This window comes from Pseudomonas sp. GW821-FHT09D08 (assembly GCF_059416305.1).
Genome location: NZ_JBWKOX010000015.1, coordinates 137,153 through 163,575 on the forward strand (window position 1 = coordinate 137,153; position 26,423 = coordinate 163,575).

At 61.0% G+C, this 26,423-nt stretch carries 27 protein-coding genes; 12 read left to right on the forward strand and 15 right to left on the reverse strand.

Annotation, left to right across the window (positions count from 1 at the left end):
* Positions 1–42: 42 nt before the first annotated feature.
* Positions 43–810: a DODA-type extradiol aromatic ring-opening family dioxygenase gene (locus AC07OP_RS22640; RefSeq protein ID WP_495101278.1), complete on the reverse strand. Its 768-nt coding sequence runs from the start codon at positions 808–810 to the stop codon at positions 43–45.
* 105 nt (positions 811–915) lie between these two features.
* On the opposite strand from AC07OP_RS22640, the gene AC07OP_RS22645 reads away from it, so the two are divergent.
* The gene (locus AC07OP_RS22645; RefSeq protein ID WP_495101279.1) at positions 916–1,572 is read left to right on the forward strand and encodes a thiopurine S-methyltransferase; all 657 of its coding nucleotides are present in this window, start codon (positions 916–918) and stop codon (positions 1,570–1,572) included.
* A 54-nt stretch (positions 1,573–1,626) separates the two neighbouring features.
* Here AC07OP_RS22645 and htpX read toward each other — a convergent pair whose 3' ends face one another.
* Both htpX and AC07OP_RS22655 read right to left on the reverse strand, forming a co-directional pair.
* Positions 1,627–2,514 (reverse strand): protease HtpX, encoded by an 888-nt coding sequence (gene htpX / locus AC07OP_RS22650; RefSeq protein WP_495101280.1) that lies wholly within the window; start codon positions 2,512–2,514, stop codon positions 1,627–1,629.
* 303 nt (positions 2,515–2,817) lie between these two features.
* The gene (locus tag AC07OP_RS22655; protein ID WP_027607001.1) at positions 2,818–4,029 is read right to left on the reverse strand and encodes a pyridoxal phosphate-dependent aminotransferase; all 1,212 of its coding nucleotides are present in this window, start codon (positions 4,027–4,029) and stop codon (positions 2,818–2,820) included.
* Positions 4,030–4,231: 202 nt separating this feature from the next.
* Here AC07OP_RS22655 and msrB point away from each other — a divergent pair, with 202 nt between their 5' ends.
* The 3 genes from msrB to AC07OP_RS22670 all read left to right on the forward strand — a co-directional run bounded on the left by msrB (position 4,232) and on the right by AC07OP_RS22670 (position 5,816).
* Positions 4,232–4,624, forward strand: a complete 393-nt coding sequence (msrB, locus tag AC07OP_RS22660; RefSeq protein WP_495101281.1) for a peptide-methionine (R)-S-oxide reductase MsrB — start codon at positions 4,232–4,234, stop codon at positions 4,622–4,624.
* A gap of 218 nt (positions 4,625–4,842) precedes the next feature.
* Positions 4,843–5,328, forward strand: coding sequence for a glutathione peroxidase (locus AC07OP_RS22665; protein ID WP_027607003.1), 486 nt, complete (start codon positions 4,843–4,845; stop codon positions 5,326–5,328).
* Positions 5,325–5,816, forward strand: coding sequence for a MarR family winged helix-turn-helix transcriptional regulator (locus tag AC07OP_RS22670; protein WP_027607004.1), 492 nt, complete (start codon positions 5,325–5,327; stop codon positions 5,814–5,816). The genes AC07OP_RS22665 and AC07OP_RS22670 overlap by 4 nt, the downstream gene beginning before the upstream one ends.
* Here AC07OP_RS22670 and AC07OP_RS22675 read toward each other — a convergent pair.
* Positions 5,770–8,079 (reverse strand): hybrid sensor histidine kinase/response regulator, encoded by a 2,310-nt coding sequence (locus tag AC07OP_RS22675; protein WP_495101282.1) that lies wholly within the window; start codon positions 8,077–8,079, stop codon positions 5,770–5,772. The genes AC07OP_RS22670 and AC07OP_RS22675 overlap by 47 nt on opposite strands.
* A 163-nt stretch (positions 8,080–8,242) precedes the next feature.
* Here AC07OP_RS22675 and AC07OP_RS22680 point away from each other — a divergent pair, with 163 nt between their 5' ends.
* Both AC07OP_RS22680 and AC07OP_RS22685 read left to right on the forward strand, forming a co-directional pair.
* On the forward strand, positions 8,243–9,133 hold the full coding sequence (locus tag AC07OP_RS22680; RefSeq protein ID WP_027607006.1) for an ATP-binding protein: 891 nt from the start codon (positions 8,243–8,245) through the stop codon (positions 9,131–9,133).
* The gene (locus AC07OP_RS22685; RefSeq protein WP_281111999.1) at positions 9,130–9,612 is read left to right on the forward strand and encodes a GAF domain-containing protein; all 483 of its coding nucleotides are present in this window, start codon (positions 9,130–9,132) and stop codon (positions 9,610–9,612) included. Before AC07OP_RS22680 ends, AC07OP_RS22685 begins: the two co-directional genes overlap by 4 nt.
* A gap of 29 nt (positions 9,613–9,641) precedes the next feature.
* On the opposite strand, the gene AC07OP_RS22690 is transcribed toward AC07OP_RS22685, so the two are convergent.
* The 8 genes from AC07OP_RS22690 to AC07OP_RS22725 form a co-directional block, all read right to left on the reverse strand.
* On the reverse strand, positions 9,642–13,274 hold the full coding sequence (locus AC07OP_RS22690; RefSeq protein WP_495101283.1) for a transporter substrate-binding domain-containing protein: 3,633 nt from the start codon (positions 13,272–13,274) through the stop codon (positions 9,642–9,644).
* 8 nt (positions 13,275–13,282) lie between these two features.
* On the reverse strand, positions 13,283–13,903 hold the full coding sequence (locus AC07OP_RS22695; protein ID WP_065939963.1) for a response regulator transcription factor: 621 nt from the start codon (positions 13,901–13,903) through the stop codon (positions 13,283–13,285).
* A 256-nt stretch (positions 13,904–14,159) separates the two neighbouring features.
* Positions 14,160–14,555 (reverse strand): response regulator, encoded by a 396-nt coding sequence (locus tag AC07OP_RS22700; RefSeq protein WP_115488081.1) that lies wholly within the window; start codon positions 14,553–14,555, stop codon positions 14,160–14,162.
* Positions 14,556–14,726: 171 nt separating this feature from the next.
* Positions 14,727–16,058 (reverse strand): deoxyguanosinetriphosphate triphosphohydrolase, encoded by a 1,332-nt coding sequence (locus AC07OP_RS22705; protein WP_495101284.1) that lies wholly within the window; start codon positions 16,056–16,058, stop codon positions 14,727–14,729.
* Positions 16,059–16,129: 71 nt separating this feature from the next.
* The gene (locus AC07OP_RS22710; protein ID WP_495101285.1) at positions 16,130–17,293 is read right to left on the reverse strand and encodes an EAL domain-containing protein; all 1,164 of its coding nucleotides are present in this window, start codon (positions 17,291–17,293) and stop codon (positions 16,130–16,132) included.
* 90 nt (positions 17,294–17,383) lie between these two features.
* On the reverse strand, positions 17,384–17,722 hold the full coding sequence (locus tag AC07OP_RS22715; protein ID WP_141157130.1) for a hypothetical protein: 339 nt from the start codon (positions 17,720–17,722) through the stop codon (positions 17,384–17,386).
* Positions 17,719–18,102 (reverse strand): phage holin family protein, encoded by a 384-nt coding sequence (locus AC07OP_RS22720; protein ID WP_065939958.1) that lies wholly within the window; start codon positions 18,100–18,102, stop codon positions 17,719–17,721. The genes AC07OP_RS22715 and AC07OP_RS22720 overlap by 4 nt, the downstream gene beginning before the upstream one ends.
* Before the next feature lie 3 nt (positions 18,103–18,105).
* Positions 18,106–18,420 carry an ElaB/YgaM/YqjD family protein gene (locus AC07OP_RS22725; RefSeq protein ID WP_012723021.1) on the reverse strand — a complete coding sequence of 105 codons (315 nt, stop codon included), beginning with the start codon at positions 18,418–18,420 and terminating at the stop codon, positions 18,106–18,108.
* Between the two features lie 347 nt (positions 18,421–18,767).
* Between AC07OP_RS22725 and AC07OP_RS22730 the strand changes: the two genes are divergently transcribed.
* A complete protein-coding gene (locus AC07OP_RS22730) occupies positions 18,768–19,976 on the forward strand; it encodes an ammonium transporter (protein WP_065940001.1) in 1,209 nt (402 codons plus the stop codon).
* Here AC07OP_RS22730 and AC07OP_RS22735 read toward each other — a convergent pair.
* Positions 19,963–21,699 carry a cation:proton antiporter gene (locus AC07OP_RS22735; RefSeq protein WP_495101286.1) on the reverse strand — a complete coding sequence of 579 codons (1,737 nt, stop codon included), beginning with the start codon at positions 21,697–21,699 and terminating at the stop codon, positions 19,963–19,965. The two genes, AC07OP_RS22730 and AC07OP_RS22735, sit on opposite strands and share 14 nt — an antisense overlap.
* Positions 21,700–21,893: 194 nt before the next feature.
* On the opposite strand from AC07OP_RS22735, the gene AC07OP_RS22740 reads away from it, so the two are divergent.
* From AC07OP_RS22740 to AC07OP_RS22750, 3 genes are all read left to right on the forward strand, one after another.
* On the forward strand, positions 21,894–22,130 hold the full coding sequence (locus tag AC07OP_RS22740; RefSeq protein ID WP_027607016.1) for a glutaredoxin family protein: 237 nt from the start codon (positions 21,894–21,896) through the stop codon (positions 22,128–22,130).
* A 74-nt stretch (positions 22,131–22,204) separates the two neighbouring features.
* On the forward strand, positions 22,205–22,540 hold the full coding sequence (locus AC07OP_RS22745) for a hypothetical protein (RefSeq protein WP_010565034.1): 336 nt from the start codon (positions 22,205–22,207) through the stop codon (positions 22,538–22,540).
* A gap of 67 nt (positions 22,541–22,607) precedes the next feature.
* On the forward strand, positions 22,608–23,498 hold the full coding sequence (locus AC07OP_RS22750; RefSeq protein ID WP_027607017.1) for a pseudouridine synthase: 891 nt from the start codon (positions 22,608–22,610) through the stop codon (positions 23,496–23,498).
* Positions 23,499–23,553: 55 nt separating this feature from the next.
* On the opposite strand, the gene AC07OP_RS22755 is transcribed toward AC07OP_RS22750, so the two are convergent.
* Positions 23,554–23,775: a YgdI/YgdR family lipoprotein gene (locus tag AC07OP_RS22755; protein WP_010211805.1), complete on the reverse strand. Its 222-nt coding sequence runs from the start codon at positions 23,773–23,775 to the stop codon at positions 23,554–23,556.
* An 81-nt stretch (positions 23,776–23,856) separates the two neighbouring features.
* A complete protein-coding gene (gene mobA / locus AC07OP_RS22760; protein WP_098480108.1) occupies positions 23,857–24,459 on the reverse strand; it encodes a molybdenum cofactor guanylyltransferase MobA in 603 nt (200 codons plus the stop codon).
* Positions 24,460–24,535: 76 nt separating this feature from the next.
* Between mobA and moaB the strand changes: the two genes are divergently transcribed.
* Both moaB and AC07OP_RS22770 read left to right on the forward strand, forming a co-directional pair.
* A complete protein-coding gene (moaB, locus tag AC07OP_RS22765; protein ID WP_027607019.1) occupies positions 24,536–25,075 on the forward strand; it encodes a molybdenum cofactor biosynthesis protein B in 540 nt (179 codons plus the stop codon).
* Positions 25,059–26,285 (forward strand): molybdopterin molybdotransferase MoeA, encoded by a 1,227-nt coding sequence (locus tag AC07OP_RS22770; protein ID WP_495101287.1) that lies wholly within the window; start codon positions 25,059–25,061, stop codon positions 26,283–26,285. The genes moaB and AC07OP_RS22770 overlap by 17 nt, the downstream gene beginning before the upstream one ends.
* Positions 26,286–26,423: the final 138 nt, after the last annotated feature.

Genomic DNA, 26,423 nt, shown 5'->3' on the forward strand with positions numbered 1-26,423 from the left:
TAAAAAATCCCCGACTGGTTCGGGGATTTTTTTTGTCCGCTGTTAACCGAAGCGGTAGATGTCCATACCCAGCGCGCCCATGGTGAACCCCTGGTGTGCAACGCTGAAGTCACCCCCGGCGCCGCGCGCAAAGTACAGCGGCAACAAATGTTCATCGCTGGGATGGCTGCGCACGGCGTGGGGCGCCTGGCGACGGTAATCATGCAAGGCCGCCTCGTCGTTGGCGGCGAGTGTCTCCACCATCCAGTCACGGAAGTCGCGTGCCCAAGGCTCGATACGCTGAGGTCCGGCCTGCCAGTTCAGCTCCCCCAGGTTATGGGTGATGCTGCCGGAGCCGATCAACAGCACGCCCCGTTCGCGCAAGCCGGCCAAGGCATGCCCGACGCGGGTTTGCAGGGCAGGGCCCATGTGGCTGGGCAAGGAGACTTGCACCACTGGAATATCCGCTGCCGGGTACATCAGCGAGAGCGGCACCCAGGTGCCATGGTCAAACGGGCGGCGCTCATCGATTCGCGCCTGCAAGCCGTCGGCATGAAGCAGTTCGACAATTTCGCCGGCCAATTGCGGGTCGCCCGGCGCTGGGTACTGCACGGCGAACAGCTCGCGGGGGAAACTGCCGAAGTCGTGCCAGGTCTCGGGCGCAGCACTGCCGCTGACCAGCAGTTCCTGGCTTTCCCAATGTGCCGACACCACCACAATTGCCTTCGGCCGCGGCAGTTCAGCGGCCAGGCGCTGCAGGGCGGGGCCGCTGGCGCCGGGTTGCAGGGCAAGCATGGGCGATCCGTGGGAGATAAACAGGCTGGGCAACATAAGGAAGGTCCTGAGGTTTAACATGGGCCCATCTTCAATCAGATCATTGATCTAAATCTAATATAAGTTTTAGCGCTTTTTGATCGAATTTTCGGAGGTGATTCCATGGAGCCCAAATTTTGGCAGGAGCGCTGGGCGCGCAATCAGATTGGCTTTCACCTGCCCGAGGTCAATCCTTACCTGCTGCGGTATTGGCCTGTGCTTGGCCTTGCCCAGGGCGCCAAGGTGCTGGTGCCGCTGTGTGGTAAAAGCCTGGACCTGATGTGGCTGGCCAGCAACGGCTATCACGTATTCGGCGTTGAGCTGTCGGAGCAGGCGGTAGAAGCCTTTTTCAGCGAGCAGAACCTGACGCCGCGCATCACTCGGCACGGCGTGTTCAAGGTGTACCAGGCTGATTTGATCGAAATATGGTGCGGCGATTTCTTTGCCTTGGACGCCGGGGCACTGGCTGACTGCGCTGCGCTTTACGACCGTGCCGCACTGATCGCCCTGCCGCCGTTGATGCGTGCGCAGTACGCCGAGCAGTTGAATAGCCTGCTGCGGCCAGGCTGCCAGGGGCTGCTGATCACCCTGGACTACGACCAGACGCAAAAAGCCGGCCCGCCCTTTGCGGTGCCGGATGACGAGGTGAAGGTGCTTCTGGGTTTGCAGTGGAGCCTGGAGGTGCTCGAAGCCCAGGATATCCTGGGTGAGAGCTGGAAGTTCGTGCAGGACGGAGTCGCGCGCCTCGAAGAGCGCGTGTATCGGCTCACCAAGCTGTAAAACCCGCGCACAAAAAAAGGGGCGATCCAATCGCCCCTTTTGCATTACCGGGTATCAGCCCCGACGACGCAGCGCGTCGATACGCTCTTCCAGCGGCGGGTGGCTCATGAACATGCGAGCCAGGCCCTGCTTGACACCTCCGTTGATGCCAAAGGCGGTCAGGCTGTCGGGCATATGCACCGGCAGGCCCTGTTCGGAGCGCAGGCGCTGCAGCGCACTGATCATTGCACCGGTGCCAGCCAGGCGCGCGCCGGCTTCGTCTGCACGGAACTCCCGTTTGCGCGAGAACCACATCACAATCGCGCTGGCCAGGAAGCCCAGTACCACTTCGGCAAAGATGGTCGCTACGAAGTAGGCGATCCCGCGGCCGCCTTCGTTCTTGAAGATCACCTTGTCGACAAAGTTGCCGATGATCCGCGCAAAGAACATCACGAAGGTGTTCACCACGCCCTGCACCAGCGCAAGGGTAATCATGTCGCCGTTGGCTACGTGGCCGATCTCGTGCGCGAGGACCGCCTTCACCTCATCGGGTGAAAAGCGCTCGAGCAGCCCTTGGCTGACCGCCACGAGGGCGTCGTTCTTGTTCCAGCCCGTCGCAAAGGCGTTGGCCTCGTAAGCAGGGAAAATCCCGACCTCGGGCATTTTTATACCTGCTTCCTGAGACAACTGCTCCACGGTCTGCATCAGCCATTGTTCATGGCGGGTGCGTGGTTGAGTGATGATCTGGGTGCTGGTGCTCATCTTCGCCATCCACTTGGAGATGAACAGCGAGAACAGCGAACCGGCAAAACCAAAGACCGCACAGAAAATCAGCAGCTGATTGAGGTTCAGATCAACCCCGTTGGCCGCCATGAACCCGTTGAAGCCGAAAAGGCTCAGGGTGATGCTGGCAATCAGCACGACCGCCAGGTTGGTGGCCAAGAACAGCAGGATGCGCATCATGGTTGTAGAGTTCTCCTCATGCTTAATATGTCGCGTACTGCGGGGTATATAAGGTGCGGCTTGGGGTGATTCAACCGAGCGACTATTTCAAACTGTGTCCTACAGCCTGAATGTAGAGCCTTGAAGGGATTTTCCGATGACGAATATTGTCCGTGAAAAGCTATTTTTTGCCTTGCGGGCCCGTAACTACAGGGGCTTGTGGATGTAGAAACGCAAATGCAGTGCGGGGAAAGTGCATAGCCAGAGAAGTGTTGCCAGATAATCGCTGTACGACCGAATGCCGGTCGTACAGCGCCATGCCGGTTACTGGCGATAGGACTTGAGGAAATTGCCGATACGGCCAATGGCCATATCCAGGTCATCCACGCGGGGCAGGGTCACCACTCGGAAGTGATCCGGCCACGGCCAGTTGAACGCCGTGCCCTGGACCACCAGCAGCTTTTCCGAGAGCAGCAGGTCCAGCACGAACTTCTCGTCGTTGAGGATCGGGCAGACCTTCGGGTCGATCCTCGGGAAGGCGTACAGCGCGCCCATGGGCTTGACGCAGCTCACGCCCGGGATTGCATTGAGCAGCTCCCAGGTACGGTTGCGCTGTTCCAGCAGGCGGCCCTGGGGCAGGACCAGGTCATTGATGCTCTGGTAGCCGCCGAGGGCGGTCTGGATTGCGTGCTGGCTCGGCACGTTGGCGCACAGGCGCATGTTGGCCAGCATGTCGATGCCTTCGATGTAGCTCTGGGCATTGTGCTTGGGCCCGGAAATCGCGATCCAGCCGGAGCGGAAGCCTGCCACGCGGTAGGACTTGGACAGGCCGTTGAAGGTCAGGCACAGCAGGTCCGGCGCCAGGGAACCGGTGCAGATATGCACCGCATCGTCGTAGAGGATCTTGTCGTAGATCTCGTCGGAGAACACCACCAGGTTGTGCTGGCGTGCCAACTCGAGCATGCCCAGCAGCACTTCCCTGGAGTACACCGCACCGGTGGGGTTGTTCGGGTTGATGATCACCAGGGCCTTGGTGTTCGGCGTGATCTTGGCCTTGATGTCTGCCAGGTCCGGGAACCAGTCGGCGCCCTCGTCGCACAGGTAGTGCACCGGGTGGCCGCCGGCCAGGGTCACGGCGGCGGTCCACAGTGGGTAGTCCGGTGCTGGCACCAGCACTTCGTCGCCGTTGTTGAGCAGGGCCTGCATGGACATCACGATCAGCTCGGACACGCCATTACCCAGGTAGATGTCTTCGATGCCGACGCCTTCGACCTGCTTCTGCTGGTAGTACTGCATCACGGCCTTGCGCGCGCTGAACAGGCCCTTGGAGTCGCTGTAGCCCTGGGCGGTGGGCAGGTTGCGGATCACATCCTGGAGGATTTCATCCGGCGCTTCGAAACCAAAGGGCGCCGGGTTGCCGATGTTCAGCTTGAGGATGCGATGGCCTTCCTCTTCCAGGCGCTTGGCGTGCTTGAGCACCGGGCCGCGAATGTCGTAGCAGACGTTGGCGAGCTTGTTCGATTTGCTGACCTGCATGGCGATGTGATCCTGAAAATGAACGATCCAGACGGTGTGGGCACTACCGTACTGTGAATGCTGCAAGGCCCGCACCCATAAATACGTTTGAATGCCGGTAGCGCGGGTGCCAGACTGGCGTTTTGAAGAGGCGCAATCATACGTGCCGCCTGATCCATGGAAAAGATACAGATCAGGCTTTTTCAGTTGCCGAGGTGTACCGATGGAAAAGTTGCAGAAAACCGTTGAAGAATGGAAGGCAATGCTCGATCCGGAGCAGTACAACGTGTGCCGTCTCAAGGGCACCGAGCGTCCTTTCAGCGGCAAGTACAATGAGACCCGCACCGATGGGGTGTATCACTGCATCTGCTGCAATGCGCCACTGTTCGATTCGGCCACCAAGTTTGATTCCGGCTGCGGCTGGCCGAGTTTCTACGCGCCGATCGCCGACAGCGCAATGATCGAGATCCGTGACGTCAGCCACGGCATGATCCGCACCGAAGTCACCTGCGCCCAATGCGATGCGCATCTGGGCCATGTGTTCCCGGACGGTCCTCCGCCGACGGGGCTGCGGTATTGCATCAATTCGGTATGCCTGGATCTTGTGCCCCGTTAACTCGACTGACGTCGGGCCCCTGTAGGAGCGAGCTTGCTCGCGAAAGTCGTCAACGATTACACGGGCATTCTGGTTCAGCCCGGTGTCCTTGAGTTTTTCGCGAGCAAGCTCGCTCCTACAGAGTGTTGATGAGGTGTCATCAGTGCGGTCAATTAAATTGCACACAATTGAATTGCCTACTATGTTTCATCCCCTTTCTCCCTTATCGAGGCACTGCCATGAGCAACAACCTGCTGAGCATCCCTTGCACCACCATCAAGGGTGAGCAAAAGACCTTGGCCGATTTCGCCGGCAAGGCCGTCCTCGTGGTCAATACCGCCAGCAAATGCGGCTTCACCCCGCAGTACAAGGGCCTGGAGCAACTCTGGCAGCAGTACAAGGACCAGGGCCTGGTGGTATTGGGCTTTCCTTGCAACCAGTTCGGCAAGCAGGAGCCCGGTGACGAAGGGGCGATTTCCGAATTCTGCGAGCTGAACTTCGGTGTCAGCTTCCCGTTGTTCAAGAAGATCGACGTCAATGGCAGCGATGCCCATCCACTGTTCGTGCAACTGAAAAAACAGGCACCGGGCCTGCTGGGGTCCAAGGGCATCAAGTGGAACTTCACCAAGTTCCTCATCGGCCGCGACGGCCAGGTGGTCAAGCGCTTCGGTCCTGCCACCAAGCCGCAGGACTTGACCCAAGAGATCGAAGCCTTGCTCAAATGACCGACCTGCCCAGCGTGTCCCTGGCCCTGGACAACCAGCTGTGTTTCAAGCTCTACGCTGCGTCACGCGCTGTCACCCGTGCCTATAAGCCGATGCTCGACCAGTTGGGTCTGACCTACCCGCAATATGTGGTGATGCTGGTGTTGTGGGAGTGGCACGCCACGCCTGCGCTGCAGCCGACGGTCAAGGCCCTGGGGGAGCGCCTGATGCTCGACTCGGGCACGCTGACGCCGCTGCTCAAGCGCCTTGAGCAGCTTGAGTTAGTGACGCGTCGGCGCAGTGCCAGGGATGAGCGTGAAGTGCACTTGAGCCTGACCGAGGCCGGTGTGCAACTGCGGGACCAGGCCCATGGCCTGAAGACCCGCCTGTTGTGTGATCGCGGCATCGACCTGAATCAGGCCGATGCCTTGCGCGATGGCCTCGACCAGTTGCTTGCGCAGCTTAAAGACTTGTCGTCCCAGGCACCCACAAGTCCAGCAGGGCATTGAGTTCTTCGCGGCGGAATGGCTTGGCCAGGTAATCATTCATCCCCGCCGCACGGCAGCGCTCGCGCTCTTCGGACAGGGCATTGGCGGTCAACGCGACAATCGGCAGGTCCGGCCAGCGTCCGCTGCGCCGAATCTGCCGGCTGGCCTCATAGCCATCCATCACCGGCATGTTGCAGTCCATCAGCACCATATCGAAGCGTTGTTCTTCAAGAAACGTGAGCGCTTCGCCACCGTGGGCAGCCACGATCACTTCGCAGCCCAGTTTGCTGAGCATGCCCTTGGCCACCAGTTGGTTGACCGGGTTGTCCTCCACCAGCAGGATGCGCGCCCGATGTGCGAGCGGTGCGGCATCCAGTTGGACGGGGTCAAGCACCAGGTGCGCGTCGGTGCGCAAGTTGCGTTGCAGGATCTGGTACAGCGCGTTGCGGCTTAAGGGGCGTGCCTGTTGGTGCAACGGCGCCAGTGCCGCCACTTCTTCGCTGGGCATGAAGTTGCCATAGGCGGTCACCAGCAGGATGGGCGCGGTAATGCCCGGCCGTATGCGGAACAGGCATTCCGGGCAGTCGGTAATCAGCAGGTCGGGGGTTTGCCCGCTCAAATCGTCATCCATGGTGAAACAGCGCAGGGACAGTCCCCAGCAGGGCAGCAGGGCCGTGAGCAACTCTGTCAGGCCGCTGCCGGCGTTGGTGATGGCGATGACCTCGCCTTTGAGAGGCGCTGGCTGCACCGCGGGCAAATGGGCCGGCAGTGGCAGGTCTGCGCAGAACTGGCTGCCAAAGCCCACTTCCGAGCTGATACTCAAGCGCCCCTTCATCGCTTCGCACAGGTTGTGCGTCAGTGCCAGGCCCAGGCCCGTCCCGCCATACTGGCGAGTGATACCGGCGCCGGCCTGGGTGAACGGTTGGAAGATTTTCACTTGGGCTTCCTGCGCAATGCCGATGCCGGTATCGCAGACTTCAATGCGTACGCCGCCGTCGTGGGTACGCAGGCGCACATCAACCCGACCAAAGCGGGTGAACTTCAAGGCGTTGGAGAGCAAGTTGCTGACAATCTGCCGCACACGGGTCGGGTCACCCAGCACCTGGGCCGGGAACTGCGGGTCGATCAGGCAGCTCAGTTCCACGCTCGGTGCGGCGTTCTGCGATAACAGGTTGGCGGTGTCTTCCACCAGTGCGCCGAGGTCGAACGGGATGCGCTCCAGCTCCAACTGGCCGGCGTCGAATTTGGACAGGTCGAGAATATCGTTGAGCAGTTCCACCAGCACTTTGCCGGAGTCATGGGCGATAGACAGTTGCTGGCGTTGTTCGGCGTTCAACGGGCTGTCCAGCGACAGTGCGATCATGCCCAGCAGGCCGTTGAGCGGGGTGCGGATTTCGTGGCTCATGTTCGCCAGGAAGGCCGCCCGGGCCTGGGCCATGCCCAATGCATGCATCTTGGCGGCTTCCAGCTCATCGTTGGACTGGGTCAGCCGCTGGTTGCTGGCCTTGAGTTCAAGGGTGCGCGCGGACACGATATGTTCCAGTTGCCCCAGGTATTCGGTCAGCCGATCCTCGGCGTGGCGGCGCTGCTGGATTTCGGTTTCCATGTTTTCGAATTGCTGGTTGGCGACGTCCACCAACACCCCGATTTCATCGTGCTCATGCCCCGGCGGGCAGTCCAGGCGTGCCTGCTTGCGGGTGCTCAGTTCACGAATAATGCGCACCAGCGGTTGGGTCAGCATGACGTAGAACAGGCCCAGCAAAATCCCGGTCAACAACAGGCTGCGTGCGAACCCGTTGAGCAGGGTGATCTCGGCGCGGCGCAGGAACCGGCTGCCAAAGGCGTAGGTGTCGACGTCCAGGCGCAGTACGCCAAGTGACTCGTCGGGCATGTGGCTCAGGAACAGTTGGTCTTCGAACTGGCGGTTGGCGCCAAACATGAAGTCACTGATAGGCCGGTAGGTGCTTTCCTTGCGTGGCCGGTCGACATCGGCCAGCACCACGCCATTGTTGTCGATCAACTGCGCGCGAATGATGGCGGGGGAGTGCAGCAGGCCCAGGGTCAGTTCCTGGGCCAGTTCGGCATCGATGTTGTAGGCGATACGTGACGCGGGGTTATGGCTGATTTCGATCAGCGAACGTATTTCGCGGTTGATGGATGCGTCTTCGCTGGCATAATCAATGCCGATTTGGATCAGGCTGAGCAAGGTTCCCAAGACGAAACCGACCAGCACCGTCAATCTGGCTTGTTTATAAGACAAGCGGTGGGCGAACTTGATATCCATTGAGTGTTGAACCACTTCACGTTTCCCTTCGCCCGGCAAGCATAGCTGAACATCCACACGCCCAGGCCTGCCCGGCATGAATCGGTTTTTACGCAGCCCCAAGCGGTCTGTCGCAGGGTTGCCAATACGCCATCTTTTGCAAAAACTTGCCAGAGGAATAATCGTGGATTCTCGATTGAGTGCCTTTCTGGAGCGAGCCGATGCCGTGCTCGCTCGCCTGGAACCCTTGTTGCCCGCGCCGCGCCAAACCATCGACTGGAACCAGTGCCTAGCGGCCCGCTGGCAGCGTGAGGGCCGCAGTGGCTTCCTGCTGCCGCTGGACGTGAGCTTGGACATGCGCTTGTCCGACCTGATCGGCGTGGACAAGCAACGTGAAACCCTGGCGCGCAACACCCAGCAGTTCCTGGATGGCCTGCCTGCCAATCATGCGTTGCTGTGGGGGTCGCGGGGCACCGGTAAATCGTCCATGGTGCGCGCTTTGCTCGCCCAACACGCCAAGGCCGGTCTGCGCCTTATCGAAATCGAGCGTGACCACTTGGCCGACCTGCCGCGTGTGGTTGAGCAACTGCTCAAGTTGCCGCAACGTTTCATCCTGTTCTGCGACGACTTGTCATTCGAGGCCGGCGAGGGCGACTACCGGGTGCTCAAGAGCGTGCTGGATGGTTCCCTGGAACAGGCCCCTGAAAACGTGCTGCTGTATGCCACGTCCAACCGCCGCCACCTGGTGCCGGAAAACCAGAGCGACAACGATAACTGGAAGCGCGTGGACGGTGAGTTGCACCCGAGCGAGGCGGTGGAAGACAAGATTGCCTTGTCCGACCGCTTTGGCTTGTGGCTGTCGTTCTACCCGTTCACCCAGGAACATTTCCTGGACGTGGTCGAGCACTGGATCGGCGAGCTGGCGAACAAGGCGGGTTTGCAGTGGCAGCGTGATGAGGACCTCGACATTCTCGCCGTGCGCTGGGCCACCGGGCGCGGCAACCGCAACGGTCGTTGCGCGTATCAATTCGCCCGTTACTGGGTGGGTCTTAAATTGCTGGAGCGTCAACCATGATCGATTTACAACAAGCCGGCGCCGGCCTCGGTGGCTATGCCCTGCTGAGTGCCCAGCTGGAGTCGCTGCTGGCCGATGAGCGTGATTTCATCGCCAACAGCGCCCAGTTTTCGGCTTTCCTGTTCAGCCAGCTGGATGACCTGAACTGGGCGGGCTTTTACCTCAACCGCAATGAAGAGCTGGTGCTTGGCCCGTTCCAGGGGCAGATCGCCTGTGTGCGTATTCCGTTCGGCCGTGGGGTGTGCGGCGCGGCCGCGGCCTCGCGGCAAACCCAGCGAGTAGACGATGTGCACGCGTTCCCCGGGCATATCGCCTGTGATAGCGCGTCCAACAGCGAATTGGTGGTGCCACTGGTCAAGGACGCCAAATTGATAGGTGTCCTTGACCTCGATAGCCCGTCGTTAGCCCGCTTTACCCCTCAGGATCAGGCGGGTATCGAACAGCTGGCGGCGATTTTCCTGCGCTTGACCGACTGCTGATCGAAATAGGGGGCGCGACCCGCCCCTTATCAGCCATCCAGTTCCTCAAGCCGCACTTGCAGCATCCTCTCCAACTCCAGCATCAGCTTCTCCAGGGACTTTACACCTGCCTCGATCAGGGGCCGATCATCACCCCGGGCACAGGCCTGTTCGACGGCTTCGCATTGCGAGGCCAGCGCAGAGGCTTGAACGATGCGCGCGGCCCCCTTGATCTTGTGAGCCTGTTCGATGATCTCTTCGGGCAAGGCCTGCGCTGCGATCAGTGCGACCAGCTCCTGGCGATCCTGGCGACTGCTGCTCAGCAACTCTTCCAGCAAGAGGCGGCTCATGTGCGGATCGCCACCGGTAAGGGCCTCGAAGTTGCCGATGTCCAGGGTCATGCCGCTGGGTTGAGGACTGATCTTCGCCAATTGCCGCTCCAGCGCCGTAAGGTTGATGGGTTTGAACAGGCAGTCATCCATGCCTGCCTGCGCACAGCGTTGCTTCTCTTCGGGCTGGGCATTGGCCGTAAAACCCAGTACCACGCAAGGCGTCAGCTGTTCGCGTTCCTCGTATTCGCGTATCGAACGACTCAGCTCGTAGCCATTCATGATCGGCATGTTGCAATCGGCGATCACCAGGTCAAAGCGCTCCTGGCGCCAGGCCTGGAAGCCGGAGGCGCCGTTCTGGGCGGCGGTGTATTGATGACCCAGGTAGCCGAGCTGCTGGCACATCAACAGGCGATTCGCCGGATGATCGTCCACCACCAGCACATTGAGCACCGGCACGTTCGAGGTTGCGGCGGGTTGGAGCTCTTCGGCCACCTGCAGCGCCTGCAGGCGGTTCATCTTCAGGCTCACATGCACCTGGGTGCCCACCATGGGCACGCTGCTCAGGCTCAGTTGCCCGCCCATCATCGCGCAAAGGCTGCGACAGATCACCAGCCCGAGGCCCGCACCGCTCCTGGCCAGCTGTCCTGAGTTGTCCGCCTGGGCAAAGGGTTCGAACAGGCGCATCTGGTCCTCCCGGCTGATACCGATGCCGGTGTCCTCCACCACCAGTTTCATCTCGACCTGCTGCGGCAGTTCGGTGGCCGATACTTCCACCTTGATCTTTACCTGGCCACGTTCAGTGAACTTGATGGCGTTGCTGATCAGGTTGGACAGCACCTGCTTGAAGCGCAGCGGGTCGATCAGCACTTCGGTGTGTTCCAGATCAGGCGTGAACTCCAGCAACAGGCTAAGGGTCTTTTGGCGTGCCAGGCCGTCGAAGACACGTACCACCGACTCGATCACCTCCCTCAGGTTGACGCGTTCCGGTGCCAGGCTGAGGCGACCGGATTCAATCCGCGCAATGTCCAGAATGTCGCCGATAAGCTCCAGCAGATCCTTCGCCGAGTTGTAGGCGACCTCGATGGCCGGGCGGTCGAGGTGGCCCTGGTCCGCCCGCTTGAGGGTCAGCTCGAGCATGCCGATCACCGCGTTCATCGGCGTACGGATTTCGTGGCTCATGGTTGCGAGGAACGTGCTCTTGGCCCGATTGGCTTCGTCGGCCCGCTCCTTGGCGGTGCGGAGTTCGTCGAACAACTGGCGTCGTTCACTGATATCGATCCAGCCACCGATGATGCCCTGGACTTCACCGACGGAGTCGCGGTACGGCAGGATCCAGTGATAGATCGTCAGTTTTTTTCCGCGAATATGCAGGGTGCGGTCCAGGATCAGCGGGTTGCCCTCGGCCACCACGCGCTGATAGTCGGCATGGTATTGCGCCGCCTCGACGGCGAGGGCTGTGCTGATCTGGACCGCGCTTTTACCTATCACGTCCTCGCGCTTGACGTCGAACGCCTGCAGGTAACTGTCGTTGCAGGTCTGCAGCAGCCCCTTGTTGTCACGTACGTAGATCGGGTGCGGGGTTTCATTGACCAGGGCGCGCATGAACTCGAACTGATCATTGAGGGCGCGCTCGGCCATTTTCCGGTGCTTGATCTGGCGGCGCATGTACGCGTTCCAGCTCAGGGAAATCAGCAGCAGCAGGCCGGTCCCGATGACGATGCGCGCAATCAGTTGGTGATAGTCGCGCCAGTAACTGTCTGAGGCGGCGGTATAGCCGCGCCAACGACTGTTGATCACGCCCAGTTCGTCCGGGGCGATGCTGAGCAACGCCTTGTCGAGAATCGAGCTGAGTTCGGTGGCGCTGCGTGATGTCGCCAGCCCGAAGGTGGCCGGCATCGTGCCAATGCTGAAGCTGATTTGGATCTTGTCCTGGAGTATCTGCGAGGACAGGAAGTAATTGGCGACCACCAGGGTATTCACCGCGCCCTCTACATGGCCTTGTACCAGCAGTTCGGCTGACTTGAACGTGTCGCCGGTATCTACCAGCTGAATCTTTGGGAAGTGCTCACGCAGGAATTTTTTCAGCGGACTGCCTTGCGTGATCGCCAGGCGCTTGCCCTCCATTTCCTCAAGGCCTGTGGGGGCCAGGCCGTCCTTGCGTGTCAGCATCACGTAGGAGTTTTCCAGGTAGGGACGACTGAAGTTCAGTTGGGCTTCTCGCTCGACGCTGGGGATGATCGCTCCGACGATGTCCGCTTTGCCGGTTTCAACGTGCTCGATCATGGTGTTCACATCACGCCCGCGCTGAATCTCGAAGCGCAACCCGGTGCGCAGGCGAATCAGCTCCAGCAGGTCGGCGGTAATGCCGCGAAAATTGCCATCGGCGTCGAAGAAGGTCAGCGGCGCAAAGGTGGGGTTCACGATCACTTTGACGACCGGGTTTTCCCTCAGCCAACGTTCTTCGCGAAGGCTCAGTTGCAACTTTTGGTCGGTCAGGAGGATGTCGCTGCCGGCACTCCAGCGTTTGGCAATGGTTTCCCGTTCGGCAGTGGGCACGGCCCTCAGCACGGCGTCGACGATGCTCAACAGTGTCTGCTGGGCCTGGGGCATTGCAAAGCTGAATCCATAGGCTTCATGTTTGCCGAAATTCGCCATGCGGATGTTTTTCAGGTAACCCTTGTTGATCATGTAGTGGGTGGAAATGGTATCGCCGAGAAAGACGTCTGCCTGGTCGAAAGCCACGGCATTCAAGGCGTTTTGATAAGAAGGGTAGGCACGGATGATTGCCTTGGGGTATAGCCTTTCCACTTCGTGCAGTGGCAGATAGTGATAGACCAGTGCCAGGCGCATGCCGGCCAGCCCATCATTCAGGCTGCGGGTTTCGCCTTCGCGGGTCACCAATACCGGGCGGTCCACGGCGTACGGTTCTGACAGCGTCAGGTTGGGATTTGCCGCTTCAAAGCTGTTGGAGGAACCCAGTAAATCGATTTCCCCTGCTTCGAGGGCACGAATGGCGGCCTCTCGGGAGGAGTAGCGCAACACTTTTACCGGCACGTCCAGCGCCATTGCCAGCAGGCCGGCGTAGTCGGCGGTGAGCCCCTCATAGTCACGTCCGCTGGAGGTGAGGTCGAAGGGCGGGTAGTCAGGAAACGCCGCGCCCAGTACCAGTTCGCGTTTGTTCTGGAGCCATTGGCGTTGGGCCTTGTTCAGGTAGGGTTCCAGCTGCACGGAGCTCGCGCGACTCAATAGGTTGAAATGCTCCGGGCTCGCTGGAGGGGTTGCGGGCACGGCGGTGCTGAAGCACAAGCCGGCACTCAATATAATCAAATAGTCCTTTATACGCCTGGGCATCCGGTTTCTCACACTAGCGCGTTTCGTTTTGCCATCTCGATAAGTTCTACCAAGGACTTGGCTTGAAGTTTTTGCATCAGCCTCTTTTTATATGTGCTTACTGTTTTGTTGCTCAGAAACATGCCTTTAGCTATTTCCTTATTGGTGCGGCCCTGTGCGAAAAGTTGCAATACCATCAACTCACGATCATTTACGGCCTTGAACAGTTCAAGTTCCTTGCCGCTTTCATCGCAGGGGGTCAAGGCCTGGCTGGGGAAGTAGTTGTAACCGGACAGTACGGCGCGGATGGCGCTCATCAGCTCGCTCAGGTCACCTTCCTTGCACACGTAGCCATCGGCCCCCGAACGCATGCAACGCGTGGCAAACAGAGTTGGGGATTGAGCCGTCAGCACCAGGGTTTTCATCGAGGCGTTCATGGCGTTGAATCGGCACAGCACTTCCAGGCCATCGAGTTTTGGAATGCTGATGTCGAGGATGATCAGGTCCGGCATGCATTCGCGGACCATTTGTATGGCGTCGCATCCGTTATCCGTTTCGCCGACTACTTTGAAGTTTTCTTCGTGCTCCAACAACATTCGTATGGCCAGTCTTATAACGGGATGGTCATCAATAATAAAAACTGTGTTCATGATCATATTCCATGCAGGTACAAATAAAGCGGGCACATTAGCTCAGAAGCCGATGGGTAAGCATGAACTTGGGTGGCAACAGGTATAAAACAGGAAAGTTCCTACATTAAAAAAGGTAAAAGCCTACCTGTCTCTAAGGAGTCGTAACGCGAAAGGCCAATGCTCCGCAGAGGCGCGGGCTGAAGGAGCATGGCAGGGACTTTACGGTTGTTGTGCGCGAATTTTCTGACCGATCAATTTGTTTAAAGTCCTACATTTATAACGTGAGTAATGTATGGGTCAAACGTGCAAGCTCATCTTTATTCAATGGCTTTGGTAAGTAACCGAGTAATGGCAGGCCACGTTTGTGGGCTTGGGTTTGCAACGTTGAAAGTTCTGCCTCGGGAAGTCCGCTGAGCAAGATGGCGGCCTTGATAAAGCATTGGCGACTGGCGATTTCAATCAATTCAAGCCCGGGCAGGTCGGGCAGGCACTGGTCACAGAGGATGATGTCGAAGGGCGCTTCGGCCTGGGACATCAGACGGATCGCCTGTTCGGCGTTTTCGGCCGGGGCCAGGTGCTCGAAGCCGAAGCTCCTCAGCAGGCATTGGGTGGCGAGGAGTTGAAAGGGATGGTCCTCCACCAACAGGATCCGAAGGGGGTAACGGGGCATAGAAGGCACACGGTGAGTCAAGCGTCGATAGGGGGCACGTAGGAACTGTTCGCCAGACCTGCCCGGAGCGTGCGCGATTATTCTTCGGGTGCTTGTGCGAATTCGATCAGGCCGCTCTGTTCCCATCGTAGGCAGATTCTGTTCAGTGAACAGGCGGCGTGATAAGCCAGGTTATTGAGGGCTGGAGCGCCCGGTCATCTCCCGTGCCATCTCGGTGGCATAGCTGTCGGTCATGCCGGCGATGAAGTCGATCATGCGCAGGAACGACCTGTGCAGCGGCCACGCAGGGTCCGGCGCGTTGTTGCCCAGCAGGTCGAGAATGCGCCGGTTCTTGAACGACGGCGTGCGTCCGCCGTGCTGCTCCAGGGCCGCGCCGCAAAAGGCGTTCAACAGGATTTCCAGGGTGGTGTAGGCACCGATCTCGTGCAGGGTCTTGCGCTTGTCCTGGAAGATTTTCTTGCGCGCCATGTCCTTGGCATCCAGCACGCAGCGTTTGGCGGGGCCGTGCATGTGTTCCACCAGGTCGCCGGACAGGGTGCCGGCAAGCAAGGCATCCTGTTGTTCGACGAAGGCGCGCGCCGCGGCGTTGGTCAAGTGCTCGATGGCCTTGCCGCGCAGGATCGCCAGCTTGCGTCGGCGCGAGTCCTGGGCGCCCAGTTGCCGGTAGGTCTGCGGCAGGTCGTCGCCCACCAGGTCGAGCAGCAGTGACTCGACTTCGGTGTACTCCAGCAGGTCCATTTCCAGGCCGTCCTCCAGGTCGATCAAGGCGTAGCAGATGTCGTCTGCCGCCTCCATCAGATAGACCAGGGGATGGCGAGCCCAGCGTTGTTCCTCGAGTTGCGGCAAGCCGAGCTTGCCGGCGATCTGTTCGAGGATCGGCAGTTCGCTCTGGTAGCAGCCGAACTTGTGTTTCTTGTAACCCAGGGAATCGGCGTGGCGGGCGGTCCAGGGGTACTTGAGGTACGTGCCCAAGGTCGCGTAGGTCAGGCGCGTACCGCCGTCGAACTGGTGGTATTCCAGTTGGGTCAGTACCCGGAAGCCTTGGGCATTGCCTTCGAAGTTGAGGAAGTCATTGCGCTCGGCGCTGCTCATGTCGTCCAGCCAGCCGCGCCCCGCTGCCTGCTGGAACCAGTGGCGGATGGCGTCTTCGCCGGAATGCCCGAACGGCGGGTTGCCGATGTCATGGGCCAGGCAGGCCGATTGCACCACCATGCCCAAGTCGCTGGGGTCGCACCAATCGGGCAGGGCGCTGCGCAGGGTTTCGCCCACGCGCATGCCGAGGGAGCGGCCTACGCAACTGACTTCCAGGGAGTGGGTCAGGCGTGTATGGATATGGTCGTTGCTGGACACCGGGTGCACTTGGGTCTTGCGGCCCAGGCGGCGAAACGCGCCGGAGAAGATAATGCGGTCATGGTCTTTGTGAAACGGGCTGCGGCCGAGTTCTTCCGGGCTGTGCAGGGGTTTTCCAAGGCGTTCGCGGGTAAGCAGGGTGGGCCAATCCAAGGCAGGTACTCTCCGTACGGTGAATGACCCGCCCAGCTTCCCGGTTCCGCCTTGGCGGGGCAAGCGAAAATCTACAGCCCGGCCGCGTCGATATCGATTAACAGCAAGCGCTGACCGTTATCGAAGAATTGTCCGGCGGTGAGGCAGTACTGGTTGGTGGTGGCGTCGCGGTAGGTCGAGGACAGCGTCAGGCGACGCTCTTCCCAACCTTCGGCCAGCAGGTGATAGAAGTACGGGCGCCATGACCAGTTGTGGCCCAGGTAGCGGCTGTCGGCTTGCCAGGCGTCCTGGCGCCATTCGAAGTTGGGGGTCAGCTGGGTGCCATGCCGGTCGCACTGGTAAAAGCGCAGCAGCCAGGGGAAGGCCGGCAGTTGGGGCAAGTGATCCAGCGGGGCTTGGGCCTGTGCCCAGGATTGCAGGATCTTCATCAGTTCGGTCAATTGCCGGCGCAGTTGCATGATGCGCCCGCGTTCGGCCAGCTTCTGCTGGACATACGCCGCGCGCAGCTGGTCAAAGCGCGGCACGAAGGCGTCGGTGGCGAACCAGTCCAATTGCGCCTGGGCAAACAGATAGCCCTGCACGTAGCGCGAACCGCATTCCAGGGCGAAGCTCAGCTGCGCCTCGGTTTCCACGCCTTCGGCAATGATCCAGCAGCCGGTCTTTTCCGCCATCTGCGCCAGCGCCCGCACGACGTCACTGCTCGGTCCGCCCCTGGCGGCTTGCTGGAACAGGCGCATGTCCAGCTTGAGGATGTCCGGCTGCAGCGCCAGTACCCGGTCAAGCTGGGAATAGCCGGCACCGAAATCATCGATGGCGATGCGCGCACCGGCCTCGCGATAGCGCGCCACCACCTCGGCCAGGCGCTGGATATCGCCGCCCAGTTCGGTGATCTCGAACACGATGCGCTGCGGGTCGACGCCATGGCTGTGGATCTGTTTGAGGCTCGGCAGCGCCTGGCCCGGACGCAATTGGTTGATCCAGCGCGGCGAGATATTCAGGCTCAGGAACCAGTCTTCCGGGGCTTCATGCAGGCGGCTCAAGGCATTGTCGCGAATCTGCCGGTCGAGACGGCGCAAGGTCGCGCCTGGCGTGCGTGGGTCGGCGAACAGCGGACCAACGGTCAGCAGGCGGCCATCAGCCTGGCGTAGGCGCCCCAAGGCCTCGACGCCGGCAATGCGCCCGGTGGCGGTATCGATAAACGGCTGGAAGCAGGCGAGCGGTTGCCCGTCGATCACGGGGCCTCCTTAAAAGCATTGGCGAAAAAAGGCCCGGCCCTCGAAAACGAGGACCGGGCCATTCTGTTAGCAAGAATGCAGCCAGCAGGCTCAACCTTTGCGTGAATTGCCCTGCATGGCCAGTTTGATCAGTGGGATCAGGCCGGCACCGAGGCGCACCAGGCGCGTCACGCTGCTGATACCGCCGCCCTTGGCGCCTTTGCCGGTCAAGAACCCCATCAGCGTCACCGCGGCCACACCCCACAGTGGCGCGTGCTTGATGCCCAGGCCACCCTGAAAGCTCTGGCCCATGTTGCGCACCTTGTTCAACGGCACCATCAATTGCTGGGATTCGTGGCGAATCTCCTGGCGGTGCATTTCCATGCGCAAGCGGATCAACGCCTTGCGCATTTCCCGGCGGGAGGTTTGCTGGATTTCATTCGAGCTCATGGCAGCAGGCGCTCCCGATCATTGGCCAGCTCTTCGAGGGTGGCGTGGAACGGCGTGGATTCATCGAACACCGCCGCTTTCAAGCGCACCCCGCAGAAGGCAGCGGCCAGGCTGTAGAACACACAGAGGCAGATGATCCCGGTCAGGCGGTAGCCGGTGTCCCATACCAGGATCATCACCAGTGTCGACAACCCCACCAGCAACAACAGGGCAAACACCAGCGCCAGGCCGGCAAACAGCAGCAGGCTGACGGTACGGGCCTTTTGCTCCTGCAATTCGATGCCAAACAGTTCGACGTGGCTGTGCAGCAAGCCAAGAACGGCCGCGCCCAGGCGTCGTGAAGTTGAGCCCGTGGACGAGCTGCTTTCGCCGATAGACATGATTTAGCGCCTTGTAGCCAGAAGGCCGATCAAAAAGCCCACGCCGGCGGCAATGCCTACCGACTGCCAAGGGTTGGCCTGCACGTAGTCTTCGGTCGCGGTGACCGCCGCCTGGCCGCGTTCGCGCAGGGAATCTTCGGTTTGCTTGAGGGTTTCGCGGGCCTGCAACAGCGTGTCATGAATCTTGGCGCGCAGCTCATCGGCCTGGTCGCCCGCAAGCACCTTGGTGTCGTCCAGCAACCTTTCGGTGTCAGTGACCAGGGTTTGAAAATCCGCCATCAGTATTTCTTGAGCAGTCTTTGCAGTTCTTCTGGCCATGGTTATCTCCGTGATTGGCTGATCGGTACGTGTGGTTTCGAGTCACCGGTATCGGTGAAGGTTCAGTGCAATTGTGTGGTACAGCTTTTGCTTTGCCTTGGTGCGCACGCCCTGGGGCTTGCGCTGAATCCGGGCGGTCGGGGCTCAAGTCTCGAAAAACCTTACCCTAAATAACTGAAACTCGCGGAAAAACCCTGTCGGCAACGGCCTGTTGTGTTGAACGCTGCGCTAAAGCGGTTCACGCCCTCTGAAGAGGGGCGGTGCCGGTGGTGCCAATTTAGTGCGCGCAACCCCTGGCTTGAACCGCTTTGGTGCTTTTTGCCTTTAACGCAGGCCTGCCAACCTCCATGGAAAATCTGCAAAGTGCGGTGGACACCCTGGTCCACAGCTCCAATACCCTGTTTATCCTGATCGGTGCGGTCATGGTCCTGGCCATGCACGCCGGCTTCGCGTTTCTGGAAGTCGGGACGGTGCGCCAGAAAAACCAGGTCAACGCCCTGTCGAAGATCCTCAGCGACTTCGCCATCTCCACCCTGGCCTATTTCTTTATAGGCTATTGGATCTCCTACGGCGTGAGCTTCATGCAACCGGCGGCCGTGATCAGCGCCGATCATGGTTATGGCCTGGTGAAGTTCTTCTTCCTGCTGACGTTTGCGGCAGCGATCCCGGCGATCATCTCCGGCGGTATTGCGGAGCGTGCAAAGTTCGCTCCGCAGTTGTGCGCCACCGCGTTGATCGTGGCGTTTATCTATCCGTTTTTCGAAGGCATGGTGTGGAACGGCAATTTCGGTTTGCAGGCCTGGTTGCTCAAGACGTTCGGCGCCAGCTTCCACGACTTTGCCGGCTCTGTGGTGGTGCATGCGATGGGCGGCTGGCTGGCGCTGGCGGCGGTGCTGCTGCTGGGCCCGCGCAATGGGCGCTACCGCGAAGGGCGCCTGGTGGCGTTTGCGCCGTCGAGCATTCCTTTCCTGGCGTTGGGCTCGTGGATCCTGATTGTCGGCTGGTTCGGCTTTAACGTGATGAGCGCGCAGACCCTGGACGGCGTCAGCGGCCTGGTGGCGGTGAACTCGCTGATGGCCATGGTCGGTGGCACTGTCGCCGCCCTGGTGATCGGTCGCAACGACCCCGGCTTCCTGCATAACGGTCCGTTGGCCGGGCTGGTGGCGATCTGCGCGGGTTCCGACCTGATGCATCCGGTGGGCGCGCTGGTCACCGGCGTCGTCGCTGGCGGACTGTTTGTGTGGTGCTTTATCGCGGCCCAGGACCGCTGGAAGATCGACGACGTGCTGGGGGTGTGGCCACTGCATGGCCTGTGCGGTGTATGGGGCGGGATTGCCTGCGGCATCTTTGGCCAGACCGCGCTGGGTGGATTGGGCGGTGTGAGCCTGATCAGTCAATTGATCGGTACGGGGCTCGGCGTGGCCGTCGCCCTCGGCGGCGGCCTGCTGGTGTACGGCGTGATCAAGCGCGTACACGGGCTGCGCCTGAGCCAGGAAGAGGAGTATTACGGCGCGGACCTGTCGATCCACAAGATCGGTGCGGTCAGTCAGGATTGATCGGCGCCTCTTCGTCGGTGCTCGGGTGCGTGTAGAAACCGTGCAGCAGGCGATAGCGGTTATGCCGGACTTCATCGACCCGCGCCTGCACCTGTTGGTCCGGCAGGCCCAACAGGATCAATGCGTGGGAGGCGAGCATCAGGCTCGACTCCAGCAGCTCGGGCACCACTTCGCTGGCGCCCGCAGCTTTCAATTCAGCCAGTTGGCTGTCATCGCGGGTGCGCACCAGGATCGGCACCTCGGGGTTGATATGGCGGGCTTCCTTGAGCACCGCCAGGGCCACCTCACTGTTGTCCACGGCAATCACCACCAGGCGCGCCCGTTCCAGGCCCACGGCACTGAGCAAGGCGCCACGGCGACAGTCGCCGTAATGCACGCTGCTGTCTTCGGTGGCGGCTTCCTGGACCCGTTCCGGGTCGTCATCCAGGGCGATGAACGCCTGTTGCTCATTGCGCAGAAAGCGCCCGATGGATTGCCCGACCCGGCCATAGCCACAGATGACCGCATGCCCGCGTAATTGCGCATTGAGGGCGGCAATTTCTTCAAGTTGTACCTGTTGGTTGGGCTTGCGGTGCAGGCGCAGGGCAATCGCCGGTGCGGCGCGCAGCAGCAGTGGGGTCAACAGCATCGAACAGAACGTGGCGGCGAGCAGCAGGCCGTTGAACTCATCGGGTATCAGCCGGCTCTGTTGCATCTGCGCCATCAGGGCGAAACAGAACTCACCGCCCTGGGCCAGGGCCAGGCCGCTGCGCCAGGCGGTTTCACTGTCGCTGCCGCGCAGCTTGACCAGCGCGGCCACCACACCGCCCTTGATCAGCATCAGCGCGAGGGTCATGCCGAGGATCAACAGGCTGTGGCTGACGAACAACTGCAAGTCGATCAGCATGCCGATGCTGACGAAAAACAGCCCCAGCAGGATGTCGCGAAAGGGCCGGATATCCGCTTCGATCTGATGGCGGTAATGGCTTTCGCCCAGCAGCATGCCGGCCAGGAAGGCGCCGAGGGCGGGGGAGAGGCCCAGCAAGTGGGTGAGCCAGGCGGTCAGCAAGACGATCACCAGCGCCAGCAGCACAAACAGCTCTGCCGAATGGGAAGCGGCGACCTCATGAAACAAGCGCGGCAGTAACCAGCGGCTGGCGAGCAACAGGCCCACGAACAACACCACGGTTTTGCCCAGCGTCAGCGGCAACGCCCAGTACCAGGCCTGCTCGCTGCTGCCGGCGAACACCGGCACCAGCGTCAGCAGCAACACCGCCACCACATCCTGGAACAGCAATACGCCGATCGCATTCTGGCCATGGCTGCTGAAGATTTCGCCGAGGCTGGTCAGTTCCTTGCTGACGATCGCCGTGGACGAGAGCGCCAAGCCCGCACCCAGCAACAAGGCGATGCCCGGCGCCACGCCAAAGGCCATCAACAGGCCCCCCAGCAGCACGCTGCACCCCAGCACCTGCAAGCTGCCGAGGCCAAACACCACGCGGCGCAGGGCGAGCATCCTGGTCAGGGAAAACTCCAGGCCCAGGGAAAACAGCAGGAACACCACGCCCAGTTCGGCGAGGTCGGGCAGTTCTTCGCTGTCATTCACCCAGTCCAGGGCCGTCGGCCCTACGGCCAGGCCCACGCACAGGTAGCCCAGCACGGGTGGCAGTTGCAGCCGGCGAAACAGCGCAATCACCACCAGGGATGAGGCCAGAATGATCAGCAGGTTGGCGAACACAAGCATCTCCGTTGTAGGGTGAGCGGGCAAAAAGCCGCGAGAATCGCTGAATCAGTTATAGGTCATGGTGATCTGGGTCAGGGTTTATTGTGCTCGGCGGATTTCCGGAGAGCGAGCGCTGTACCTGTGGCTAGCCCGCTCGCCACAGGTTTTTGTCAGGCTTAGAATGCTCGTCTACTTACTGATCAGGGCCATTCGCCATGCTTCCTGAATGCCAGTTGTTCGGCACCCTGGGTTGCCATCTTTGTGAGATTGCCGAAGCCGAAATCATGCCGCTCGTCGAACGCGGGTTGCTGGTCGAGTTGGTTGATATCACCGACCCCGACGACCTGACCGACGCCTACGGCCTAAGGATTCCGGTGCTTCGGCGGGTGGACACGGGGGCTGAACTGGATTGGCCCTTCGATGCGGATCAGGTTGTTGCCTTCCTGCGCTGACGTTTATGCGATGGCGGGTTTCCGAATATTACGTTACTGTATGTTTGTACAGCGATTGAATAGAGGGAACGCCCGTGGTGAATGTTGAACAACTGAAAAGCAGCGTCAATCGCATGTCTGCCGATGTCGTGCGCGACGCGGTGAACGAGCTGCGCCTCGACGGCCTGGTCACGGAAGGCAAGACGCCGTTTAACAAAGTGCATTTCAATACCTGCTTTGCCGAGATCGAGGCGTTGTTCCAGCGCGCCGGTTATCACAAGCAGCTCGATGTGGTGGGTTACCAGGGCCTGTTGTACGCGCTGTACGATCCCGGCCGCTGGGAAGCGGTGGACGTGCTGCGCTGGCTCAAGGAGTTCACCGAGGCGGCGAGTGCTTCGCCGATCCTGCGCGCGGAATTGGCCAAGGCCTGAGATCCGCCCTAGGTTTCATCCCGCTTGATGCGGGATAATGCCCGCCTGTTTTTTCAAGGCTTCGAGCATGTCCACATCCGCTTTTTCCGCGTCCCAGCACCAGGCCAGCACCCTGTACCTGCCACCTGGCCCCTGGGCGACGGTGCTGGAGTGCCTGTGCGAGCACTTTGCGGCGATCAGTCGCGAACACTGGCTGGACCGCATCGCCCGCGGGCGGGTGCTGGATGTCACTGGCAGCCCGATCCCCCTGGACCTGGCCTACAGGGAAGGCCTGTGCATCTATTACTTCCGTGAAGTCCCCAACGAAAAAGTCATCCCGGTGCAGGAAACCATCCTCTACGCCGACGAGCACCTGGTGGTGGCGGACAAACCGCACTTCCTGCCCGTGACCCCGGCCGGCGAGTACGTCGAGCAAACCCTGCTGCGCCGCCTGATTCGCCGCCTGGACAACCCGGCGCTGGTGCCCCTGCACCGCATCGATCGACACACCGCCGGGCTGGTGTTGTTCTCGGCCAACCCGGCCAGCCGCTCGGCCTATCAGCAGCTGTTTCCCACGCGCCGGATCGATAAATTCTACGAAGCCATTGCCCCGGCCTTACCGGGACTGACATTCCCGTTGCTACACAAAAGCCGCCTGGTGGATGGCGAACCGTTCTTCCGCATGCAGGAAGGCCCTGGCGCCAGCAACACCGAAACAGCCGTGGAGGTGCGGGAAAAGAACGGCGACTTATGGCGCTACGGCCTGTTTCCCGTGACCGGCAAGAAGCACCAGCTGCGCGTGCACATGACCGCGCTGGGGGCGAGCATCTGCAACGATCCGTTCTACCCGGACGTGATCAAGGATGCCGTGGACGATTACGCCAATCCCCTCAAGCTGCTGGCCCAGGGCGTGCGGTTTATCGACCCCGTCACCGGTGAGGAACGCCATTTCTGCAGCCAGATCACCCTCGACTGGTAACCCCCGGAAACGACAAGGCCCGCGCGAGGCGGGCCTTGTGTGCAAGCGCTGAGGCTTACAGGTCTTTAACGGTGCGAACCTGATCTTTGTTGATGCGGGTACGCTTGCCATCAAGCTGTTCGAATTCGTAGAAACCCGAATCTTCGTTGTATTTCGGGGTGTCGACGGCCTGGATTTCGCGACCGTCATTCAGGGTGATCACTGTCGGCGAGGCGCAACCGGCGAGGGTAGCCAGGCCCAGTGCAAGCATGAGAGCGGCGATGGTCCGTTGAGTCATGGGTGTTGTCTCCAAGAGAATACTTTTTGATTGCTGACCTTGTGACGTGTGAGACGTCGCCAAAGTTCCTTGTGCGAAGGTTCATTCTGACACGTCAGACCTTGGGCGCAACAGCTCTGGTGTATTCAGGTTGGCCAGGCGCGGGTCATCGGTTGGGCATTCCACGCCGACGCCGCCCAATTGCAGGAGGATCTTTCGCGGGCTGCGTTCACCGGCATGCCAGGCCTGTTCTACCTCGGTTCGCAGGTCGATGGGGATGATGCAGATCAAGGGTTCCCAGAATTCACCGTGGCGCACCATCACCGGCAACAAGGGATGGCGTTGTGCGGTTTCACGCAGGTCGGCGAGGAGTCGAGCGTCGATATGGGGCACATCGCACGGCAGGATCAGCAAGTGCCCATGGCGCGCGGCGGCCAGTCCTGCGCGGATACCGGCCAATGGCCCGGGAAAATCCGGGCTGTCGTCGCTTACCAACTGGTCGGCATAGGCGGCGTACTGCGCCTGGTTGCGGTTGCACGAGATGATCAGGTCATCGGTCAGTGGCCGTACCAGGCGCTGCACGTGCGCGATCAAGGGCAGGCCGTGCCAGTCCAGGAGGCCTTTGTCCTGGCCGCCCATGCGCTGGCCGCGGCCACCGGCCAGCAGCAGGATCGAACAGGGCAGGGGGATTGAATCGAGTGGCATGTGGGTTCCGCGCAGGCAGCTGAACAGGGGCCTGTGATATAACATCGGGCCGTTCCTTCGACAACCGGACCGTGCCATGAAAGCCAAGGCCGATGCACCCTTCGTACCCCTGAATATCGCGGTATTGACCGTCAGCGACACCCGCACCCTGGACACCGACACCTCGGGCCAGGTCTTCGTCGACCGCCTCACCGCCGCCGGCCACCACCTGGCCGAGCGCGTGCTGCTCAAGGACGACCTCTACAAGATCCGCGCCCAGGTCGCCCACTGGATCGCTGAAGATGTGGTGCAAGTGGTGTTGATCACCGGCGGCACCGGCTTCACCGGCCGCGACAGCACCCCCGAAGCGGTCGGCTGCCTGCTCGACAAACAAGTCGACGGCTTTGGCGAACTGTTCCGCCAGATTTCCGTGGCCGACATCGGCACCTCCACCGTGCAATCCCGTGCACTGGCCGGCCTGGCCAACGGCACCCTGGTGTGCTGCCTGCCGGGCTCCACCAATGCGGTGCGCACCGGTTGGGATGGCATCCTCGCCGAGCAACTGGATAACCGTCATCGGCCGTGTAACTTCGTGCCGCACCTGAAGCTGGCCGAACCCTGTGAATCCCGTGGGTAAGCCCGGCAAGACCGGCGCCCTGATGCCGGTAGAACAAGCCCTGCATCAGCTGCTGGCGATGGCCGAAGCCGCGCCGATCCGCGATCAGCACGTGCTGCCCCTGGCCGAGTGCGACGGCCGTGTATTGGCCCAGGATCTGGTCTCCACCCTCGACCTGCCGCCCTGGCCCAACAGCGCCATGGACGGTTACGCCGTGCGCCTGGCGGATTGGACCGGTGAACCCTTGCCCGTCAGCCAGCGCATCTTTGCCGGCCAGGCACCGCAGCCGCTGGCCGCCGGTACCTGCGCACGCATCTTCACCGGGGCGCCGGTACCGGAAGGCGCGGACTGCGTGGAAATGCAGGAAAACGCCGTGGTCCACGCCGATGAGCGCGTGAGCTTCAGCGAACCGTTGCAGCTCAACCAGAACATCCGCCCCCAAGGCCAGGAAACCACCGTCGGTGAGTTGGTGCTCGCGGCCGGTACACGCCTGGGCCCGATCGAACTGGGCCTGGCGGCTTCCCTTGGCCGTGATCGGCTGGACGTGATCCGCCGCCCGCGTGTCGCGGTGTTGTCCACCGGCGATGAGCTGATCGAGCCCGGTTTGCCCCTCGGTCCGGGCCAGATCTACAACAGCAATCGCCGCGTGTTGTGTTCCTGGCTTGAGCGCATGGGGTGCGAAGTCATCGACGCAGGCATCCTGCCGGATGACCTGGAGCAGACCCGTTCCCGACTGGCAGGCTTGAGCGCGGTTGATCTGATTTTGTCCACGGGCGGTGTGTCGGTGGGCGAGGCGGATTTCCTCGGTATCGCCCTGCGCGAGGAGGGTGAGCTGGCGTTATGGAAGCTGGCGATCAAGCCGGGCAAACCCCTGACCTTTGGTCATTTCCGTGGCGTGCCGGTGATCGGCCTGCCGGGCAACCCGGCCTCGACCCTGGTGACCTTTGCGCTGTTGGCGCGCCCCTACTTGCTGCGCCGCCAGGGTGTGGCAGACGTGGAGCCGCTGCGTTTCGACGTGCCGGTGGGGTTCACCTGGCCCAAGCCGGGCAACCGCCGCGAGTATCTGCGCGGGCGCATCGAACAGGGCAAGGCGATCATCTACCGCAACCAGAGCTCCGGCGTGCTGCGCAGCGCGGCGTGGGCGGAGGGGTTTGTGGAGGTGTTGGAAGGGACGACGCTGGACATCGGCGATCGAGTCAATTTCATCCCTCTGAGTGAAGTCTTGAATTGACCCCCAATCCAAATGTGGAAGGGGGCTTGCCCTGATGCCAGTCAGTTAAGCGTACATCGCGTCCTGTAGGAGCGAGCTTGCTCGCGAAAAACGTCAACGATAACGCGTGCTTCCTGAATGAACGCGGCGCCTGTGAGT